This is a genomic window from Amycolatopsis sp. NPDC049691, from assembly GCF_040675005.1.
Lineage (GTDB): Bacteria > Actinomycetota > Actinomycetes > Mycobacteriales > Pseudonocardiaceae > Amycolatopsis.
The window spans coordinates 43,756-62,866 of sequence record NZ_JBFANX010000019.1; the positions used below are offsets into that span (position 1 = coordinate 43,756).

1 protein-coding gene (cut by a window edge) is annotated in these 19,111 nt (G+C 74.7%); it reads left to right on the forward strand.

The genetic code is table 11. The annotated features are described in order from the left end of the window. Positions 1–19,111, forward strand: partial view of a type I polyketide synthase gene (locus AB0J40_RS34635; RefSeq protein WP_364461747.1) — the 5' portion only. It continues 5,090 nt past the right edge of the window; 19,111 of the gene's 24,201 nt are visible here — the first part of the coding sequence; it begins with the start codon at positions 1–3; its stop codon lies off the right edge, out of view.

The following is a 19,111-nucleotide window of genomic DNA, read 5'->3' on the forward strand; positions in this document are numbered from 1 at the left end:
GTGAACGAAGAGAAGCTCCGGGACTACCTGAAGTGGGTCACGACCGACCTCGCCGAGACCCGGCAACGCCTCCAGGACCTCGAGGCGGGGGAGAAGGAGCCCATCGCGATCGTCGCGATGGGCTGCCGGTTCCCGGGTGGCGTGACCTCCCCGGAGGAGCTCTGGGACCTGGTCGAGAGCGGCGCCGACGCGATGACGCCGTTCCCGGCCGACCGCGGCTGGGACGCCGGCTCCGGCGACTACGCCCGCACGGGCGGGTTCGTCGACACCGCCACGACGTTCGACCCGGCGCTCTTCGGCATCAGCCCGCGTGAGGCCCTCGCCACCGACCCGCAGCAGCGCCTGCTGCTCGAGGTGTCGTGGGAGGTCTTCGAACGCGCGGGCATCGATCCCGGCTCGCTCGCCGGGACGTCCGCCGGTGTCTTCGTCGGCTCGACGCCGTCCGGGTACGGCGTGGGCAGCGACACCGACGAGGTCGCCGGTCACCTGCTCACCGGCAACGCCGGCAGCGTCCTGTCCGGACGGCTCGCCTACAGCTACGGCCTCGAAGGTCCCGCGGTCACCGTCGACACGGCGTGCTCGTCCGCGCTGGTCGCGCTGCACCTCGCCTGCCAGGCGCTGCGCAAGCGGGAGTGCTCGCTCGCCCTGGCCGGCGGCGCGACGATCATGTCGACCCCGGCGGTGTTCCTGGAGTTCGCCCGCCAGGGCGGCCTGGCCGGCGACGGCCGGTGCAAGCCGTTCGCCGAAGCCGCCGACGGCACCGGCTGGGGCGAGGGCGTCGGCCTGCTGCTGCTCGAGCGCCTCTCCGACGCGCGGCGCCGCGACCACCCGGTGCTCGCCGTGATCGAGGGATCGGCCGTCAACTCCGACGGCGCGTCCAACGGCCTGACCGCGCCGAACGGTCCCTCGCAGCAGCGGGTGATCCGCGCGGCGCTGACCGCCGCCGGGCTGTCGCCGTCCGATGTGGACGTCGTCGAAGCGCACGGCACCGGCACGACGCTGGGCGACCCGATCGAGGCGCAGGCGCTGCTGGCCACCTACGGGCAGCACCGCCCGGCGGACCGGCCGCTGCGCGTCGGCGCGGTGAAGTCGAACATCGGGCACACCCAGGCCGCCTCGGGCGCGGCCGGCGTCATCAAGATGGTCCTCGCCCTGCGGCACGGGCACCTCCCGCGGACCCTGCACCTGGACGAGCCGACGTCCCACGTGGACTGGTCGGCCGGGGCGGTCGAGCTGCTGGGCGAGCCGATGCCGTGGCCGGAGCGCGACGCGCCCCGCCGCGCCGGGGTGTCGGCGTTCGGCGTCAGCGGCACGAACGCCCACGTCCTGCTGGCGGAAGCGCCCGCGGCCGAAGAAGCCGACGAGCCGACGGCGGTGGAGGGACCGCTGCCGTTCCTGGTCTCCGCGCGCGGTGCGGCCGCCCTGCGCGAGCAGGCCGCGAGCGTCAAGTCCGTCGACGCCGGCTTGCCCGATCTCGCGTGGTCGCTGGCCACCGGCCGGGCGGCCCTGGACGACCGCGCGGTCGTGCTCGCCGAAGATCGCGACGAGCTGCAGCGCGGCCTCGACGCCCTCGCCGCGGACGACGTCGCGCCCGGCTTGGTGCGCGGCACGGTGTTGCCCGGGAAGCTGGCCTTCCTGTTCACCGGCCAGGGTTCCCAGCGCGCCGGCATGGGCGCGGAGCTGCACGCCCGGTACCCGGTCTTCGCCGCCGCCTTCGACGAGGTGTGCGCGGAGTTCGACCGCCACCTCGACCGTCCACTGCGGACGGTGATCGCGTCGGGCGAGCACCTGGACGAGACGGCGTACACGCAGCCCGCGCTGTTCGCGGTCGAGGTCGCGCTGTACCGGCTCGCCGAGTCCTGGGGCTACGTCCCGGACTACCTGCTCGGCCACTCGATCGGCGAACTGGTCGCCGCGCACGTCGCCGGGGTGCTGTCACTGGCCGACGCGTGCACGCTGGTCGCGGCCCGCGGCAGCCTGATGCAGGCGCTGCCCGCCGGCGGCGCGATGGTGGCCGTCCAGGCGGCCGAAGACGAGGTCGACCTGGCCGCCGGTCTCTCGATCGCGGCCGTCAACGCCCCCGGTTCGCTGGTCCTGTCCGGCGACGAGGACGCCGTGCTGGCCGCCGCCGGGCACTTCGCCGGGCTCGGCCGCAAGACCAAGCGCCTCGACGTCTCGCACGCGTTCCACTCCGCCCGCATGGACGGCATGCTCGCCGAGTTCCGGCAGGTCCTCGCCGGGCTCACCTTCCACCCGCCGAAGATCGCGGTGGTCTCCAACGTCACCGGCGCCCTCGCCGACCGCCTGACCTCGCCGGACTACTGGGTCGCGCACGTCCGCGAGGCCGTGCGGTTCGCCGACGGCATCGGCTGGCTGCACGACGCGGGCGTGACCGGGTTCCTCGAGCTGGGGCCCGACGGCGCGCTGGCCGCGCTCGCCCAGGAGTGCCTGCCCGACGGCGCCGCCGTCGCCGCCCTGCTGCGGCGCGACCGGCCGGAGCCGACGGCCGCGCTGACCGGCCTGGCCCGCCTGCACGTGGCCGGCCACGGACCCGACTGGTCGGCCGTCCTGCCCGGCGGCCGCCGGGTCGAGCTGCCGACGTACCGCTTCCAGCGGCAGCGTTACTGGCTGGAGCCGTCGCCCGCCACCGGAGCCGGCGACGACGCGTTCTGGTCCGCAGTGGACACCGGCACCCTCGCCGACGTGCTCAACCTGCCGGCCGACGCGGTCGGCGAACTGCTGCCCGCGTTGTCGGCCTACCGCGCCCAGCGGCAAGAGAAGTCCACTGTGGACGCCTGGCGGTACGGGATCGGCTGGACCCCGGTGTCGCCCGCGCCCGCCCCGCTCACCGGGACGTGGCTGGCCGTCGTGCCGGAGGACTTCACGTCACCGGTGCTCGACGCCCTGGTGAGCCGCGGCTTCGTGCCCGTCACGCCGGACCGGCTCCCCGAGCACGCCGACGGTGTCCTTTCCCTCTTGGCCCTGGACGGCGAGGCAGCCACGACCCTGCCGCGCACCATCGAGCTGGTCCGCCGCGCGGCCGCCCCCGTCTGGGTCGTCACGCAAGGCGCGGTCTCCACCGGGCAGTCCGACCCGCTGCGGGCCGCCGAGCAGGCGCCGCTGTGGGGCCTCGGCCGGGTCGCCGCGCTGGAGTACCCGCAGCTCTGGGGCGGTCTGGTCGACCTGCCCGCCGAGCTGGACGACCGCGCCCTCGACCGCCTGACCGCCGTCCTGGCCTCGGCCGAAGACCAGGTGGCGCTGCGCGCCTCCGGCGTCTTCGGCCGCCGGCTGCGGCGGATCACCGGCCCGGCCGCCGAGCCGTGGTCGCCCGCCGGCACTGTGCTGATCACCGGCGGCACCGGTGCGCTGGGCGCGGTCGTCGCGCGCACGCTCGCCGAGGACGGCGCCGGCCACCTCGTCCTGGCCGGCCGCCGCGGCCTCGACGCCCCGGGCGCGACGGAGCTGCGGGACGAGCTGACCGCGCTCGGCACCCGCGTGACCGTCGCCGCCTGCGACGTCTCCGACCGGGACGCCGTCGCGGGCCTGCTGGACACGCTGCCCGACCTCGACGCCGTCATCCACACCGCCGGCGTCCTCGACGACGCCGTGCTCGACGGCGTCACCGCCGAGCAGCTCGACACCGTGTTCCGGCCCAAGCTCACCGCGGCCCGGCACCTCGACGAGCTGACCCGCGACCGCGAGCTGTCGGCGTTCGTGCTGTTCTCGTCGTTCGCGGGCAGCCTCGGCGCGGTCGGGCAGGCCGCCTACGCCGCCGCGAACGCCGGGCTCGACGCGCTGGCCGAGCAGCGCCGCGCCGCCGGGCTCCCCGCCACCGCCGTGGCCTGGGGCCCGTGGGGCGGCAGCGGCATGGCGGCCGACGACCTGGTCGCCGACCGGATGCGCCGGGGCGGCGTGCCGCCGATGGCGCCGCGCCTGGCCGTCGCCGCGTTGCGCCGCGCGATCGCCGGCGGGGAGCCGAACCCGATCGTCGCCGACGTCGACTGGGCGAAGTTCGTGCCCGGGTTCACCACCACCCGTCCCAGCCCGCTGCTCGGCGACCTGCCCGAGGCGCGGGACGCGATGCGCACGCCCGACGAGCAGCCCCTCGCCGCGCGGCTCGCGAATCTGTCCACAGAGGACCAGAACGCGCTCCTGCTGGACGTCGTCCGCGCCCAGGCCGCCGCCGTGCTCGGGTACGCCGGGCCGGAGGCGGTCGAGCCCGGCCGGGCGTTCAAGGACCTCGGTGTCGACTCGCTGACCGCCGTCGAGCTGCGCAACGGCCTCGGTGCCGCGACCGGGCGCCCGCTGCCCGCGACGCTGGTGTTCGACTACCCGACGCCGGCCGCCGTCGCCGCCTACCTGTGCGAGGAGCCGGTCGGGACCGCGGCGGCGCCGGTCGTCACGCGGCCCGCCGTCGCCGAGGACGAGCCGCTCGCCATCGTGTCGATGGCCTGCCGCCTGCCCGGCGGCGTGCGGTCGCCCGAAGACCTGTGGGACCTCTTGGCCGGCGGCCGCGACGCCGTCACGACCTTTCCCGAAGACCGCGGCTGGCCCCTGGCCGACCTCTACCACCCCGACCGCGGCCACGACGGCACCAGTTACACCCGCCACGGCGGGTTCCTCGACGGCGTGGCCGACTTCGATCCCGGTTTCTTCGGGATCTCGCCGCGTGAGGCGCTCGCGATGGACCCGCAGCAGCGGCTGCTGCTGGAGACGTCGTGGGAGACCTTCGAGCGCGCGGGCATCGACCCGCTGTCGCTGCGCGGTACCCAGGTCGGTGTCTACATCGGAACCAACGGCCAGGACTACGCGGCGCTGCTGCGCGAGGCCGGCGAAGGCGGTTCGGAAGGCCACGCGGGGACCGGGAACGCGGGCTCGGTCGTCTCCGGCCGGATCTCCTACGTGCTCGGCCTGGAAGGTCCCGCCGTCACGGTCGACACGGCGTGTTCGTCGTCGCTCGTGGCGCTGCACTGGGCCGCGCAGTCGCTGCGCTCGGGCGAGTCCTCGATGGCGCTGGTCGGCGGCGTCACGGTGATGACGACGCCGGGCGCGTTCCTGGAGTTCAGCAAGCAGGGCGGGTTGGCCGAAGACGGCCGCTGCAAGGCTTTCGCCGACGGCGCGGACGGCACGGGCTGGGGCGAGGGCGTCGGCCTGCTGCTGGTGGAACGGCTGTCCGACGCGCGCCGCAACGGCCACCCCGTGCTCGCGCTGGTGCGCGGCTCCGCGGTGAATCAGGACGGCGCGTCGAACGGGCTCACCGCGCCGAACGGGCCGTCGCAGCAGCGGGTGATCCGCGCGGCGCTGGCGAACGCGGGACTGAGGCCGTCCGATGTGGACGCCGTCGAGGCGCACGGCACCGGCACGATCCTGGGCGACCCGATCGAGGCGCAGGCGCTCATCGCCGCCTACGGCCAGGACCGTCCGCGGCCGCTGTGGCTGGGTTCGCTGAAGTCCAACATCGGGCACACGCAGGCGGCCGCGGGTGTCGCGGGGATCATCAAGATGGTTCTCGCACTGGAGCACGGCCTGCTGCCGAAGACCCTGCACGTCGACCGGCCGTCGCGGCACATCGACTGGGCCGGCGGAGCGGTGTCGCTGCTGACCGAGGCACAGGCCTGGCCGGCCGATGGAGGTCCGCGGCGTGCGGGCGTGTCGTCGTTCGGGGTCAGCGGCACGAACGCCCACGTGATCCTCGAAGGGGTGCCCGCGGCCGAGTCGCCGGCGGTATCGAGCGGTCTGGTGCCGTGGGTGCTGTCCGGCCGGTCCGCGGCCGCGCTGCGGGACGCCGCCCGTGACCTGTTGCGACTGGGGGAACCCGACGTCGCGGACGTGGCCGCCGGCTTGGCCGGGCGCGCCGCCTTCGAACACCGGGCCGTCGTGCTCGGCGCGGACTTCGCCGAGCTGTCGACCGGCTTGGCGGCGCTGGCGGCCGGTGGGACGGCCGCGAACCTGGTCCAAGGCGCACAGACCGCCGGCAAGTCGGCGTTCCTGTTCTCGGGCCAGGGCTCGCAGCGCGCCGGGATGGGCGCGGAGCTGTACGAGCGCTTCCCGGTGTTCGCGGACGCCTTCGACGCCGTCTGCGCGCTGGTGGACGCGGCGCTGGACCGCCCGTTGCGGGAGGTCGTCTTCGGCGACGCTTCGCTGCTGGACGAGACCGGGTACACCCAGCCCGCGCTGTTCGCGGTCGAAGTGGCCCTGTTCCGGCTGCTGGAGTCGTGGGACGTCCGGCCGGACTACGTGGCGGGCCACTCGATCGGCGAGCTGGCGGCCGCGCACGTCGCCGGCGTGTTGTCCCTGGAGGACGCTTGCCGGTTGGTGTCGGCCCGGGCGCGCCTGATGCAGGCGCTGCCGCCCGGTGGTGCGATGCTGAGCGTGCAGGCCACCGAAGACGAGGTCGCCGCGGTCCTGGGCGAGGGCGTGGGTTTCGCGGCGGTCAACGGTCCACAAGCGATAGTGGTCTCGGGAGAGGCCGACGCTGTCGAGGCGGTCGAGCGGCACTTCGCCGGGCTGGGCCGCAAGGTCCGGCGGCTGGCGGTGTCGCACGCGTTCCACTCGGCGCTGATGGACCCGATGCTGGACGAGTTCGCGGCCGTCGCCGACCAGTTGACCTTCCACGCGCCGAAGATCCCGCTGGTGTCCACTGTGTCCGGTCGTGTGGCGGGCGACGAGATCCTCACGCCGGTGTACTGGGTGCGCCAGGTCCGCGAGCCGGTGCGGTTCGCCGACGCCGTCGGCACGCTGGCCGGGCTCGGCGTGACCGGCGGTGTCGAGCTGGGCCCCGACGGAGTGCTCTCGGCGCTGGCCGACTTCCCCGCGGTGCCGCTGCTGCGCAAGGGCCGGCCCGAGGAGCGGACGCTGCTCACCGCGCTGGCCCGCCTCCACGTCGCCGGCCGCGGGCCGGACTGGGCCGCGGTGGTGCCGCGGGCGCGGTTCGTCGTGCTGCCCACCTACCCGTTCCAGCGCGAGCGGTTCTGGCCGCGTGTCAAGGAAGCCGCACCCGCACCGGACGCCGGATTCTGGACGGCGCTCGAGCGCACCGATCTGACCGCGCTGTCGTCGACTTTGGATGCCACCGAACTGGCCAGCCTGGAAACGGCGTTGCCGGTGCTCGCCCGGTGGCACCGCGAGACGTCTACTGTGGACAACTGGCGGTACGCCGTGAACTGGCGCCCGCTGCCCGGGCCCGCCGGTGGAGCGCCGGGCACCTGGCTGCTGGTCCTCCCCGAGCACGGCGTCGAGCCGGAGTTCCTCGCCGCGCTGACCGCGGGCCTCGACTGCGTTCCGACGAACCTGGCCGACCTGCCCGAGGGCGACTTCGCGGGGGTGCTGTCCCTGCTGGCCTTCGACGAGCGTCCCCGGCCGGAAGGGATTGCGGCCGGGCTCGCGGCAACCTTGGAACTCGTCCAGGCGCTCGACGGTACGGCACCGCTGTGGTGCGTGACTTCTGGTGCGGTCTCAGTCGGCCGCGCCGACCCGGTCCGCAGCGCGATGCAGGCGGCGCTGTGGGGTTTCGGCCGCACGGCGGCGGTCGAGCACGCCGACCGCTGGGGCGGTCTGGTCGACCTGCCGGCGGTCCTCGACGACCGCGCGGTCGCCCGGCTCGCGGGCGTGCTCACCGGCACCGAAGACCAGGTCGCCATCCGCGACTCCGCCGTTTTCGCCGCGCGCCTGGACCGCGCGCCCGCCCATTCGCGACCGGCCGCGGCGGACCGCTCGTGGCGGCCGCGGGGCACCGTCCTCATCACCGGCGGCACCGGCGCACTGGGCGCCGAAGTCGCCCGCTGGCTGGCCCGATCCGGTGCCGGCCACCTGGTCCTCACCTCCCGCCGGGGCCTCGACGCCCCCGGTGCGCCCGAACTGCGCGACGAGCTGACCGCCCTCGGCGTCACCGTGACCATCTCGGCCTGCGACGTCACCGACCGCGCAGCCGTCGCCGACCTGGTCGGCGGCCTCGACGGGCTGCGGGCCGTCGTGCACGCCGCCGGGGTTGCCCAGGCCGCGCCCCTCGCCGATCTCAGCCCCGGCGAATTCGCCCGGTTCACCGCCGCCAAGCTCGCCGGTGCCGAGAACCTCGACGCCGTCCTCGGCGACCGCGAGCTGGACGCCTTCGTGCTCTTCTCCTCCATCGCGGGCGTCTGGGGCAGCGGCGGCCAGAGCGCCTACGCCGCCGCGAACGCCTACCTCGACGGCCTCGCCCACCGGCGCCGCGCGGCGGGCCTGGCCGCGACGTCGGTCGCGTGGGGTCCCTGGGCCGGCGGCGGCATGCTCGCCGACGAAGGCGCGGAAGACCACCTGCGCCGCCGCGGTCTCCGGCCCCTGGCGCCCGATCTGGCGCTCACTGCCCTGCGGCAGGCTCTCGACGCCGGCGACATCGCGGTGACCGTGGCCGACGTCGACTGGGCGCGGTTCGCGCCCGGCTTCACCGCCGTCCGCGCCAGCGCCCTGCTCGGCGACCTGCCCGAAGTACGGGCCGCGCTCGACGTCCCGGTCGAGACGACTGCACGCCCCCAGCTGTCGGCCGACGAGCTGCTGGACCTCGTCCAGCGCGAAGCCGCGGCCGCCCTCGGACACGCCGACCCGGCGTCCGTCGCGGTGGACCGGCCCTTCCGCGACCTCGGTTTCGACTCCCTCACCGCCGTCGAGCTGCGCAACCGCCTGAGCACGGTCACCGGCCTGAAACTGCCGTCGACGCTCGTCTTCGACCACCCGTCGGCCACCGTGCTCGCGGGCTTCCTCGCCGCCGAGCTGTTCGGCGGCGACGAGGAAGTCCCGGTCCGGCGCGTCGAGGGCGCCGACGAGCCGATCGCCATCGTCGGCATGAGCTGCCGCCTGCCCGGCGGCATCACCTCACCGGAAGAGCTGTGGCAGCTGCTGGCCGACGGCGGCGACGCCATCTCCGCGTGGCCCACCGACCGCGGCTGGGACGTCGAGGGCCTCTACGACCCCGATCCCGACGCCGAAGGCAAGAGCTACTCCCGCGACGGCGGCTTCCTCGTCGGCGCAGGCGAGTTCGACGCCGCGTTCTTCGAAATGAGCCCGCGCGAGGCCCTCGCCACCGACCCGCAGCAGCGGCTGCTGCTCGAAAGTTCCTGGGAGGCCCTGGAACGGGCGGGCATCGACCCGCGGTCCCTCGCCGGGACCAGCTCCGGTGTGTTCGTCGGCGCGGGCGTCTCCGGCTACGCCGCCGGGCTGCGCGAAGCCCCCGAAGGTCTTGGCGGGCACCTGCTCACCGGCAACGCGGGCAGTGTCCTTTCCGGACGGATCGCCTACCACCTCGGCGTCGAAGGCCCGGCCGTCACGCTGGACACCGCGTGCTCGTCGTCGCTCGTCGCCCTGCACCTCGCCGCCCGGTCCCTGCGCTCGGGCGAGTGCTCCCTGGCGCTGGCCGGCGGGGTCGCGGTGATGGCCAACCCCGCCGCGTTCGTCGAGTTCAGCAGGCAGCGCGGCCTCGCGCCGGACGGCCGGTGCAAGGCGTACTCCGACGCCGCCGACGGCACCGGCTGGTCCGAAGGCGCCGGCATGCTCGTGCTGGAACGGCTTTCCGACGCCCAGCGGCTCGGGCACCCCGTGCTGGCCGTCGTGCGCGGCTCCGCGGTGAACTCCGACGGCGCGTCCAACGGCCTGACCGCCCCGAACGGCCCGTCCCAGCAGCGGGTGATCCGGGCCGCGCTCGCCGACGCCGGTCTCGAACCGTCCGATGTGGACGCTGTCGAAGGCCACGGTACGGGTACCCGGCTCGGCGACCCGATCGAGGCGCACGCCCTGCTGGCCACCTACGGCCGCGACCGCGACCGTCCCCTGTGGCTCGGTTCGCTGAAGTCCAACCTCGGGCACACCCAGGCCGCGGCCGGCGTCGCCGGGGTGATCAAGATGGTGTCCGCCCTCCGGCGCGAGCTGCTCCCGAAGACCCTGCACGCCGGCCTGCCGTCGTCCGAAGTGGACTGGTCGACCGGCGACGTTTCGCTGCTCACCGAGCCGATGCCCTGGCAGGCGGACGGTCGTCCGCGCCGGGCGGGCGTGTCCGCGTTCGGCGTGAGCGGCACCAACGCGCACGTCATCCTCGAAGAGGCGCCCGCGACCGGCCCCGAGCTGCCGCGGCCGCGGCGCACCGGGCTGGTGCCGGTGGCGCTGTCCGGCCGGTCGGAGGCGGCGCTGCGGGCGCAGGCCGCGCGGCTGCTCGACCACCCCGCGGGCGACGTCGGCGACCTGGCCTGGTCGCTGGCCGCGACCCGGTCGGCGTTCGAGCACCGCGCCGTCGTGCTGGCCGAAGACGAGACCGAACTCCGGGCCGGGCTCGCGGCGCTGGCGGAGGGCGCCAAGTCCGCCGGGGTCGTGCGCGGGACGGCCGCGAAGGGCCGGACGGCGTTCCTGTTCACCGGCCAGGGCGCGCAGCGGGCCGGCATGGGAAGCGAGCTGTACCGCGAGTTCCCGGTGTTCGCCGACGCTTTCGACGCGGTGTGCGCGCACTTCGACGGTTCGCTGCGCACGGCGATCGATTCGGGGGAGCGGCTCGACGAAACGGCCTACACCCAGCCCGCGCTGTTCGCGGTCGAGGTCGCGCTGTTCCGGCTGCTCGAGTCCTGGGGCGTGACGCCCGACTTCGTCGGCGGCCATTCGATCGGCGAGCTGGCCGCCGCGCACGTCGCCGGTGTGTTGTCCCTCGAGGACGCGTGCAAGCTCGTCGCCGCTCGCGCACGGCTGATGCAGGCGCTGCCCGAAGGGGGCGCGATGGTGGCGGTCGCGGCCACCGAGGACGAGGTCACGCCGCTGCTGACCGACCGCGTTTCCCTGGCCGCGGTCAACGGGCCGGCCTCGGTCGTGCTGTCCGGTGACGAAGACGCCGTGCTGGCGGTCGCCGCACGGTTCGAAAAGAGTCGGCGGCTGCGGGTGAGCCACGCGTTCCACTCGGCCCGGATGGACGGCATGCTCGCGGACTTCCGCGCGGTGGCGGCCGGTCTGACCTATCACGAGCCCACCGTGCCGGTGCTGTCGAACGTCACCGGGGAGATCGCCACCGGCCTGCGCGACCCCGAGTACTGGGTCCGGCAGGTCCGCGCCACGGTCCGGTTCGCCGACGGCGTCCGCACGCTGGCCGGCCGCGGGGTGACGCGGTTCCTGGAGCTGGGGCCGGCCGGGGTCCTCTCCGCGATGGTCGCGGAGTCCGTGGACGGGATCGCCGTGCCGGCGCTGCGGGCCGACCGTCCCGAGGCCCGCACGCTGCTCTCGGCGCTGGCCGAACTGCAGGTCGACGGCGGTGCCGTGGACTGGGCCCGGGTCGTCGGCGACGGCTCGCGCGTCGAGCTGCCCACCTACGCGTTCCAGCGCGAGCGCTACTGGCTGGAGGTGCCGGACGTCGACGGCGATCCGGCGTCGCTCGGCCAGTCCGGCGCGGCGCACGGGCTGCTCGGTGCGGCCGTGGAGCTGGCGGGCGCGGACGGTGTCGTGCTCACCGGGTTGCTCTCGGTCGACACCGCGCCCTGGCTGGGCGAGCACCGGGTCCACGGCGAGATCCTGTTCCCGGGCGCCGGGTTCGTGGAGCTGGCCCTGCGCGCGGCCGACGAGGTGGGCTGCGACCAGGTCGAAGAACTGGTCCTGGAAGCGCCGCTGGTCCTGCCGGAGCACGGCGGGGTACCGGTGCAGGTCCGCGTCGAAGCCGCGGAGGGCTCACGACGGGCGTTCGGCATCTACACCCGCGGCGACGGCTGGGTCCGGCACGCCGGCGGCGTCCTGGCCGATGGATTGTCCACTTCGGACGATCTGACGCAGTGGGCGCCGACCGGGGCGCTGCCGATCGAGGACTTCTACACCCGGCGTGCGGCGGCCGGGTTCGCGTATGGGCCGACGTTCCAGGGGTTGCGGGCGGCCTACCGCACCGGCGACGACGTGTTCGCCGAGGTCGCGCTGCCCGCGGAAACCGCCACCGGGGAGTGGGGGGTGCACCCGGCACTGCTCGACGCGGCGCTGCACGCGCTGGCGTTCGCCGACCTGCCGGACATGCTGCCGTTCTCGTGGTCGGGCGTCAGCCTGCACGCGACGGGCGCGACCGAGCTGCGCGTTCGCGTGCGCCGCACGGGAAACGCGGTCCAGCTGACCTTGGCGGACCCGACGGGCCAGGTCGTCGCGACGGCCGACGCCGTCGTCCTGCGCCCCGCCACTCGCCCCGCATCGACCACGCACCACCGCGTCGAGTGGGTCGTGAGTGGGAAACAGCGTTCCAACCCTGTTCCTCACTCACGACCGGCCGCGGCCATCGGTGACCTCGGGCTGGAGTTGCCCACCTACCAGGAGTTCGCCGAGCTGGCCGCTGCCGGTGCGGTGCCCGAGGTCGTGTTCGCCTCCTGCCGTCCCGCCGACACCGACGACCGCACCTGGGCCGTCTGGGCTTCGGCGCAGCGGGCGTTGGCGCTGGTCAAGGCCTGGCTCGCCGACCCGCGGTTCGCCGGCTCACGGCTGGTGTTCGTGACCCGCGGCGCGGTCGCCGTCGGTGTCGGCGACGTGCCGGACGTGGTGGAAGCCGCCGTCTGGGGAGCCGTGGAGCCGGTGCTGGCGCAGCACCCCGGGCGGTTCGCCCTCGTCGACGGCGAGCCCGCCGAGCCGGGCGCGGATCGGCTCGCGATCCGCGACGGCGTGGTCTACGAGCCGCGGACCACCGCGGTCACGCCGGACGCCTGGAAACCCGAGGGGACCGTGCTGCTCACCGGGGCGGCCGGCGAACTGGGCGCCGCCGTCGCGCGGCACCTGGTCGAGGACCGCGGTGTCCAGCGGCTCGTCGTGCTCGGGGACGTGGACCTGCCGGGCGCCGTCGCCTGCGACCCCGCCGACCGCCACGAACTGGCGCGGGCGCTCCGGAGCATCCCGGACGTCACCACGGCCGTCCACATCGGACTCGCCGACGGCGTGGCCGACCTCCGCGACCGCGCCGACATCGCCTTCAACCTCGCCGAGCTGGACGTCGATCTCGTGGTCCTGACCGCCGCGGGCGGCGATGGCCTGGTCGCCGCGCAGACCGCGGTGCTCGAAGCCGTCGCCCACAGTGCGCTCGCCTGCCGTCCCGGTGAGACGTTCGACCTGCTGGGTACGCGGGGCGCGCTCCGCACCGCCGAATCGGCCCCGGCCAAGGTCAAGACCCGCCGGGTGGTCGCCCAGGTGGCCGACGCGGGCAACGCGCTGCACCAGAAGCTCGCCCGGCTGCCCGAGACCGACCGGCACCGGGCGCTGCTCGACCTCGTCCGCACGGAGGCCGCGCTGGTCCTCGGCCACGACGGGCCGGACGCCGTCGGCGCGGACCGGGCGTTCAAGGAACTCGGCGTCGACTCGCTGACCGCCGTCCAGCTGCGCACCGCGCTCAACACGGTCACCGGCCTGCGCCTGCCCGCGACCTCGGTGTTCGACCACCCGACTCCGACCGCGCTGGCGAAGGCGCTGCACGCCGAGCTGTTCGGTGCGGAAGAGGAGAGTGCCGAGGCCGTCACCCGGGTCGACGAGCCGATCGCGATCGTCGGCATGGCCTGCCGCTACCCCGGCGGCATCGCCGACCCCGACGACCTCTGGCGGCTGGTCGCCGAGGGCCGCGACGCGATTTCGCCGTTCCCGACCGACCGCGGCTGGGACCTCGAAGCCCTTTACGACACCGACCCCGACGCACCGGGCACCTGCTACGCCCGCGAAGGCGGCTTCCTGCACGACGCGAGCGCCTTCGACCCCGGCTTCTTCGGGATCAGCCCGCGCGAGGCCGTCGCGATGGACCCGCAGCACCGCCTGCTGCTCGAAGTGTCCTGGGAGTCGATGGAACGCGCCGGCCTCGACCCGGCCACGCTGCGCGGCAGCCGCACCGGTGTCTTCGCCGGCATCACCTACCAGGACTACGGCGGCCTGCTCGGCGCCGCGACCGACAGCTTCGAGGGCTTCCTCGGCACCGGCAACTCGCCGAGCGTCCTGTCCGGCCGCGTCGCCTACACCTTCGGCCTGGAAGGACCCGCCGTCTCGATCGACACGGCGTGCTCGTCCTCGCTGGTCGCGATCCACTGGGCGTGCCAGTCCCTGCGCGACGGTGACTGCACGCTGGCCCTCGCCGGCGGTGTCACGGTCATGTCCACCCCGGTCTCCCTGGTCGAGTTCAGCCGCCAGCGCGCACTGGCCGCCGACGGGCGCAGCAAGCCGTTCTCGGCCGACGCCGACGGCGCCAGCTGGGCCGAGGGCGCCGGGATGCTGATGCTGGAACGGCTTTCCGACGCCGAGCGCAACGGCCACCGCGTCCTCGCGGTGATCAAGGGCTCCGCGATCAACTCCGACGGCGCGTCCAACGGCCTGACCGCCCCGAACGGGCCGTCGCAGCAGCGGGTGATCCGGCGGGCGCTGGCCAACGCGCGGCTCACCCCGTCCGAAGTGGACGTCGTCGAGGCGCACGGCACGGGCACCAAGCTCGGCGACCCGATCGAGGCACAGGCCATCATCGCCACCTACGGCCAGGACCGCGACCGGCCGGTGTACCTGGGGTCGTTCAAGTCCAACGTCGGGCACGCGCAGGCGGCCTCGGGCGTCGGCGGTGTGATCAAGATGGTCCAGGCCATCCGGCACGGCGTGCTGCCGAAGACGCTGCACGCGGAAGTGCCGTCCCCGCACGTCGACTGGGAGGCGGGCGAGGTGAGCCTGCTCACCGAGACCCGGCCGTGGCTCTCCGACGGCCCGCGCCGGGCGGGGGTCTCGTCGTTCGGCATGAGCGGGACGAACGCGCACCTGATCCTGGAGCAGTCGCCAGAGCGCCCCAATGTGGCCTTGGTTGCGTCTGACGCACCGAAGGCCACATTGGGTGCGTCTGACGCACCGAAGGCCACATTGGGGCGCTTGGGGCCGGTGCCGCTGCTCGTGTCCGGCCGGACTGCCGATGCGCTGCGGCACCAGGCCGAACGGCTGGCCGCCACCTTGGCCACCGCCGACATCACCGATGTGGCGGTCTCCCTGGCCACCGCGCGGTCGGCCTTCGAACACCGGGCCGTCGTCGTCGGCGGTGACCGGGACGAGCTGCTCGCCGGGCTGGCCGACCCCGCCGTGCGCGGGGTCGCCGGGACGCCCGGCAAGACCGTGTTCGTCTTCCCCGGCCAGGGCTCGCAGTGGGTCGGCATGGCCCTCGAACTCGCCGAAGCCGCGCCGGTGTTCGCCGAGCGGCTCGCCGAGTGCGCGGCCGCGCTAGAACCGTTCGTCGAGTGGAAGCTGACCGATGTCCTCGGCGACGCCGACGCGCTGACCAGGGTCGACGTCGTGCAGCCGGCCTGCTGGGCGGTCATGGTGTCGCTCGCCGCGCTGTGGGAGTCCTACGGCGTCCGGCCCGACGCCGTCATCGGCCACTCCCAGGGCGAGATCGCCGCCGCCTGCGTGTCCGGCGGCCTGTCCCTCGAGGACGGCGCACGGGTCGTGGCCCTGCGCAGCCAGGTGATCCGGACGTCGCTGGCGGGCCGCGGCGCGATGGCGTCGGTGGCCCTGCCCGCCGAGGACATCGAGCTGCCGCCCGGCCTGTCCATCGCCGCACTGAACGGCACCGCCGCGGTCACCGTCTCCGGCGACCCGGAGCAGGTCGACGCGCTGGTGGCCCGCTGTAACGCCGACGGTGTCCGGGCCCGCAAGGTCGCCGTGGACTACGCGTCGCACTCCGCGCACGTCGAGGCGATCGAAGCCGAACTGCTGGACGTGCTGGCCCCGGTCACCCCGCAGCCGGCGCGGATCCCGTTCTACTCGACCGTCACCGGCGACTGGCTCGACACGACCGAGCTGACCGCCGCGTACTGGTACCGGAACCTGCGGCAACGCGTGCTGTTCGCGCCCGCCACCGTCGCGCTCGGCGAGCAGGGCTTCGACGTGTTCGTCGAGTCCAGCGCGCACCCCGTGCTGGGCACCGCGATCGCCGGGACCCTCGACGACGCCGTGGTCACCGGCTCGCTACGCCGTGACGAAGGCGGGCTCGCCCGCTTCCTGACCTCGGCCGGCGAGCTGTGGGTGCACGGCGTCGACGTGGACTTCGCGCTGACCGGGTCCATTGTGGATCTGCCGACCTATCCGTTCCAGCGGCAGCGCTACTGGCCCACGCTGCCCGGCCCGAGTGATGTCGCCGCGGCCTCCGATGCGGCCGACGCCGGCTTCTGGTCGGCCGTCGAGCGCGACGACGTCGGCGAGCTGGCCAAGACGCTCGGCCTCGACGCGGCCGCCGTCGAAGGGCTGCTGCCCGCGCTGGCCGCGTACCGCAGGCAACGCCGTGAAGAATCCACAGTGGACAACTGGCGCTACCGCGTCGGCTGGCAGCCGGTCACCGCCGATGCCTCCTCGCGGCTCGACGGCACCTGGCTCGTCGTGCGCCGCCCCGACGACGAGACCCCGCTGCCGCTGGAGCGCTTCGGCGCGGAAGTCACCACGATCGAGGTCGAGCCCGGGATCGACCGGGCCACCTTGGCCGAGTGGATCGGGGACGTCGAAGCAGCCGGACTCGTGAACCTGCTGGGGACCGACACGTCCTACCGCGGGCTCATCGACACGCTGACCCTGATCCAAGCCGCCGGCGACGTTCCCTTGTGGACGTTCACCCGCGGCGCGGTGTCGACCGGCAAGGCCGACGCGCTCCGCAATCCGGCCCAGGCGGCGGTGTGGGGCCTCGGCCGCGTCGCCGCGCTCGAACACCCCGGCCGCTGGGGCGGCCTGCTCGACCTGCCCGCCGACCTCGACGACCGCGCCCTCGCCCGGGTGGTCGCCGCGCTCACCGGCGACGAAGACCAGGTCGCCGTCCGTGCGTCCGGCGTGTTCGCCCGCCGCCTCCTGCGCTCGCCGCTGCGGGACACCCCGCCGGGCCACGAGTGGACGCCGGAGGGAACCGTGCTGGTCACCGGTGGTACCGGCGCACTCGGCGCCAAGGTCGCCCGGTGGCTGGCCGGCCGCGGGGCCGGGCACCTGGTGCTCACCAGCCGTCGCGGCGCGGACGCCCCGGGCGCGGCCGAGCTGTGCGAAGAACTCGCCGGGCTCGGGTCCCGGGCGACCGTCGTGGCCTGCGACGTCGCGGACCGCGCCGCCCTCGCCGCGGTGCTGGCCGAGCACCCGCCGACCGCCGTCGTCCACGCGGCCGGTGTCCTCGACGACGGCGTGCTGGACTCGCTCACCCCGGACCGCCTCACCGCGGTGCTCAAGCCGAAGGCACTGGCCGCCTTCCACCTGCACGAGCTGACCAAGGACCTGGACCTGACGGCGTTCGTCTCGTTCGCCTCGACGGCCGGTGTCTGGGGTGGACCCGGCCAGGGCAACTACGCCGCCGCCAACGCCTACCTCGACGCGCTCGCCGAGCACCGGCGCTCGCTCGGGCTGGCCGCGACGTCGATCTCCTGGGGCCCGTGGGCCGACACCGGGATGGCCGACGCCGCCGCCGTCGCCGAACGGCAGCGCCTCGGCGGCATCCAGGCGCTCGACCCCGAGCTGGCGATCGCCGCGCTGCAGCAGGCCCTCGACCACGGCGAGACCACGCTGACCGTGGCCGGCGTCGACTGGGCGCGGTACGTCCCGTCGTTCACCGCCGTCCGGCCGAGCCCGCTGCTGCTCGGCATCCCCGAGGCCCGCGCGGCGATGGCGACCGGGCCGGAGAGCGCGGCCGTCGGCCTGGACGAACGCGAGATCCTCGACTTCGTCCGCACCCAGGTCGCCGGCGTCCTCGGCTACGGCGGGCCGGGCGAAGTCGAGCCGAACCGCGCGTTCACCGACCTCGGCTTCGACTCGCTGACGGCGGTCGACCTGCGCAACCGCCTGTCCGCGGCCACCGGGCTCAAGCTGCCCGCGACGCTCATCTTCGACTACCCGACGACGACCGCGCTCGTCGCGCACCTCAAGACGGAGCTGGGCGAGCCGGCCGAATCGACGTCCACAGTGGACGTCACGCCGAAGGCCGTCGAGGACGACCCGATCGCCATCGTCTCGATGGCCTGCCGGTTCCCCGGTGGCGTCCGCTCGCCGGAGGAGCTGTGGGCGCTGCTGTCCGAAGGCCAAGACGCGATCACCGACTTCCCCGACGACCGCGGCTGGGACCTCGACGCGCTCTACGACCCGGACCCCGACCACCAGGGCACGTCCTACACCCGCCGCGGCGGATTCCTCGACGGCGCCAGCAGGTTCGACGCCGCGTTCTTCGGCATCAACCCGCGTGAAGCCCTGGCGATGGACCCGCAGCAGCGCCTGCTGCTGGAGACGGCGTGGGAAGCCGTCGAGCGCGCCGGGATCGACGCGGCGTCGCTGCGCGGCGGCCCGGTCGGCGTGTTCGCCGGCTCGAACGGGCAGGACTACACCCCGCTGCTCGCGCTCGGTGACGACGAGGGCGTCGAGGGCTACACGATGACCGGCAACGCGGGTTCCGTGGTGTCGGGCCGGATCTCCTACGCGCTCGGCCTCGAAGGCCCGGCCGTCACGGTCGACACGGCGTGCTCGTCGTCGCTGGTCGCCGTGCACCTGGCCACCCGGGCGCTGCGGGCGGGGGAGTGCTCGCTGGCGCTGGCCGGCGGCGTCACGATCATGTCGACGCCGTCCGGGTTCATCCAGTTCAGCCGCCAGCGCGGGCTCGCGCTCGACGGCCGCTGCAAGGCGTTCTCCGACGACGCCGACGGCACGGGCTGGGGCGAGGGCGCCGGGATGGTGCTCCTCGAACGGCTTTCCGACGCCCGCCGCAACGGCCACCCGGTGCTCGCCCTCGTCCGCGGCAGCGCGGTCAACCAGGACGGCGCCTCGAACGGCCTGACCGCGCCCAACGGGCCGTCGCAGCAGCGGGTGATCCGCGCCGCGCTGGCCGACGCCGGACTGGCGCCGTCCGAAGTGGACGCCGTCGAAGCGCACGGCACCGGCACGGTGCTCGGCGACCCGATCGAAGCGCAGGCCGTCCTGGCCACCTACGGGCAGGACCGCGACCGGCCGCTGTGGCTCGGGTCGGTCAAGTCGAACATCGGGCACACCCAGGCCGCCGCGGGCGCGGCCGGGATCATGAAGATGGTCCTGGCGTTGCGCCACGACCTGCTGCCGAAGACGCTGCACGCCGGTGTCCCGTCGTCCCATGTGGACTGGACTTCGGGCGAGGTGCGGCTGCTGTCCGACGCCGTCG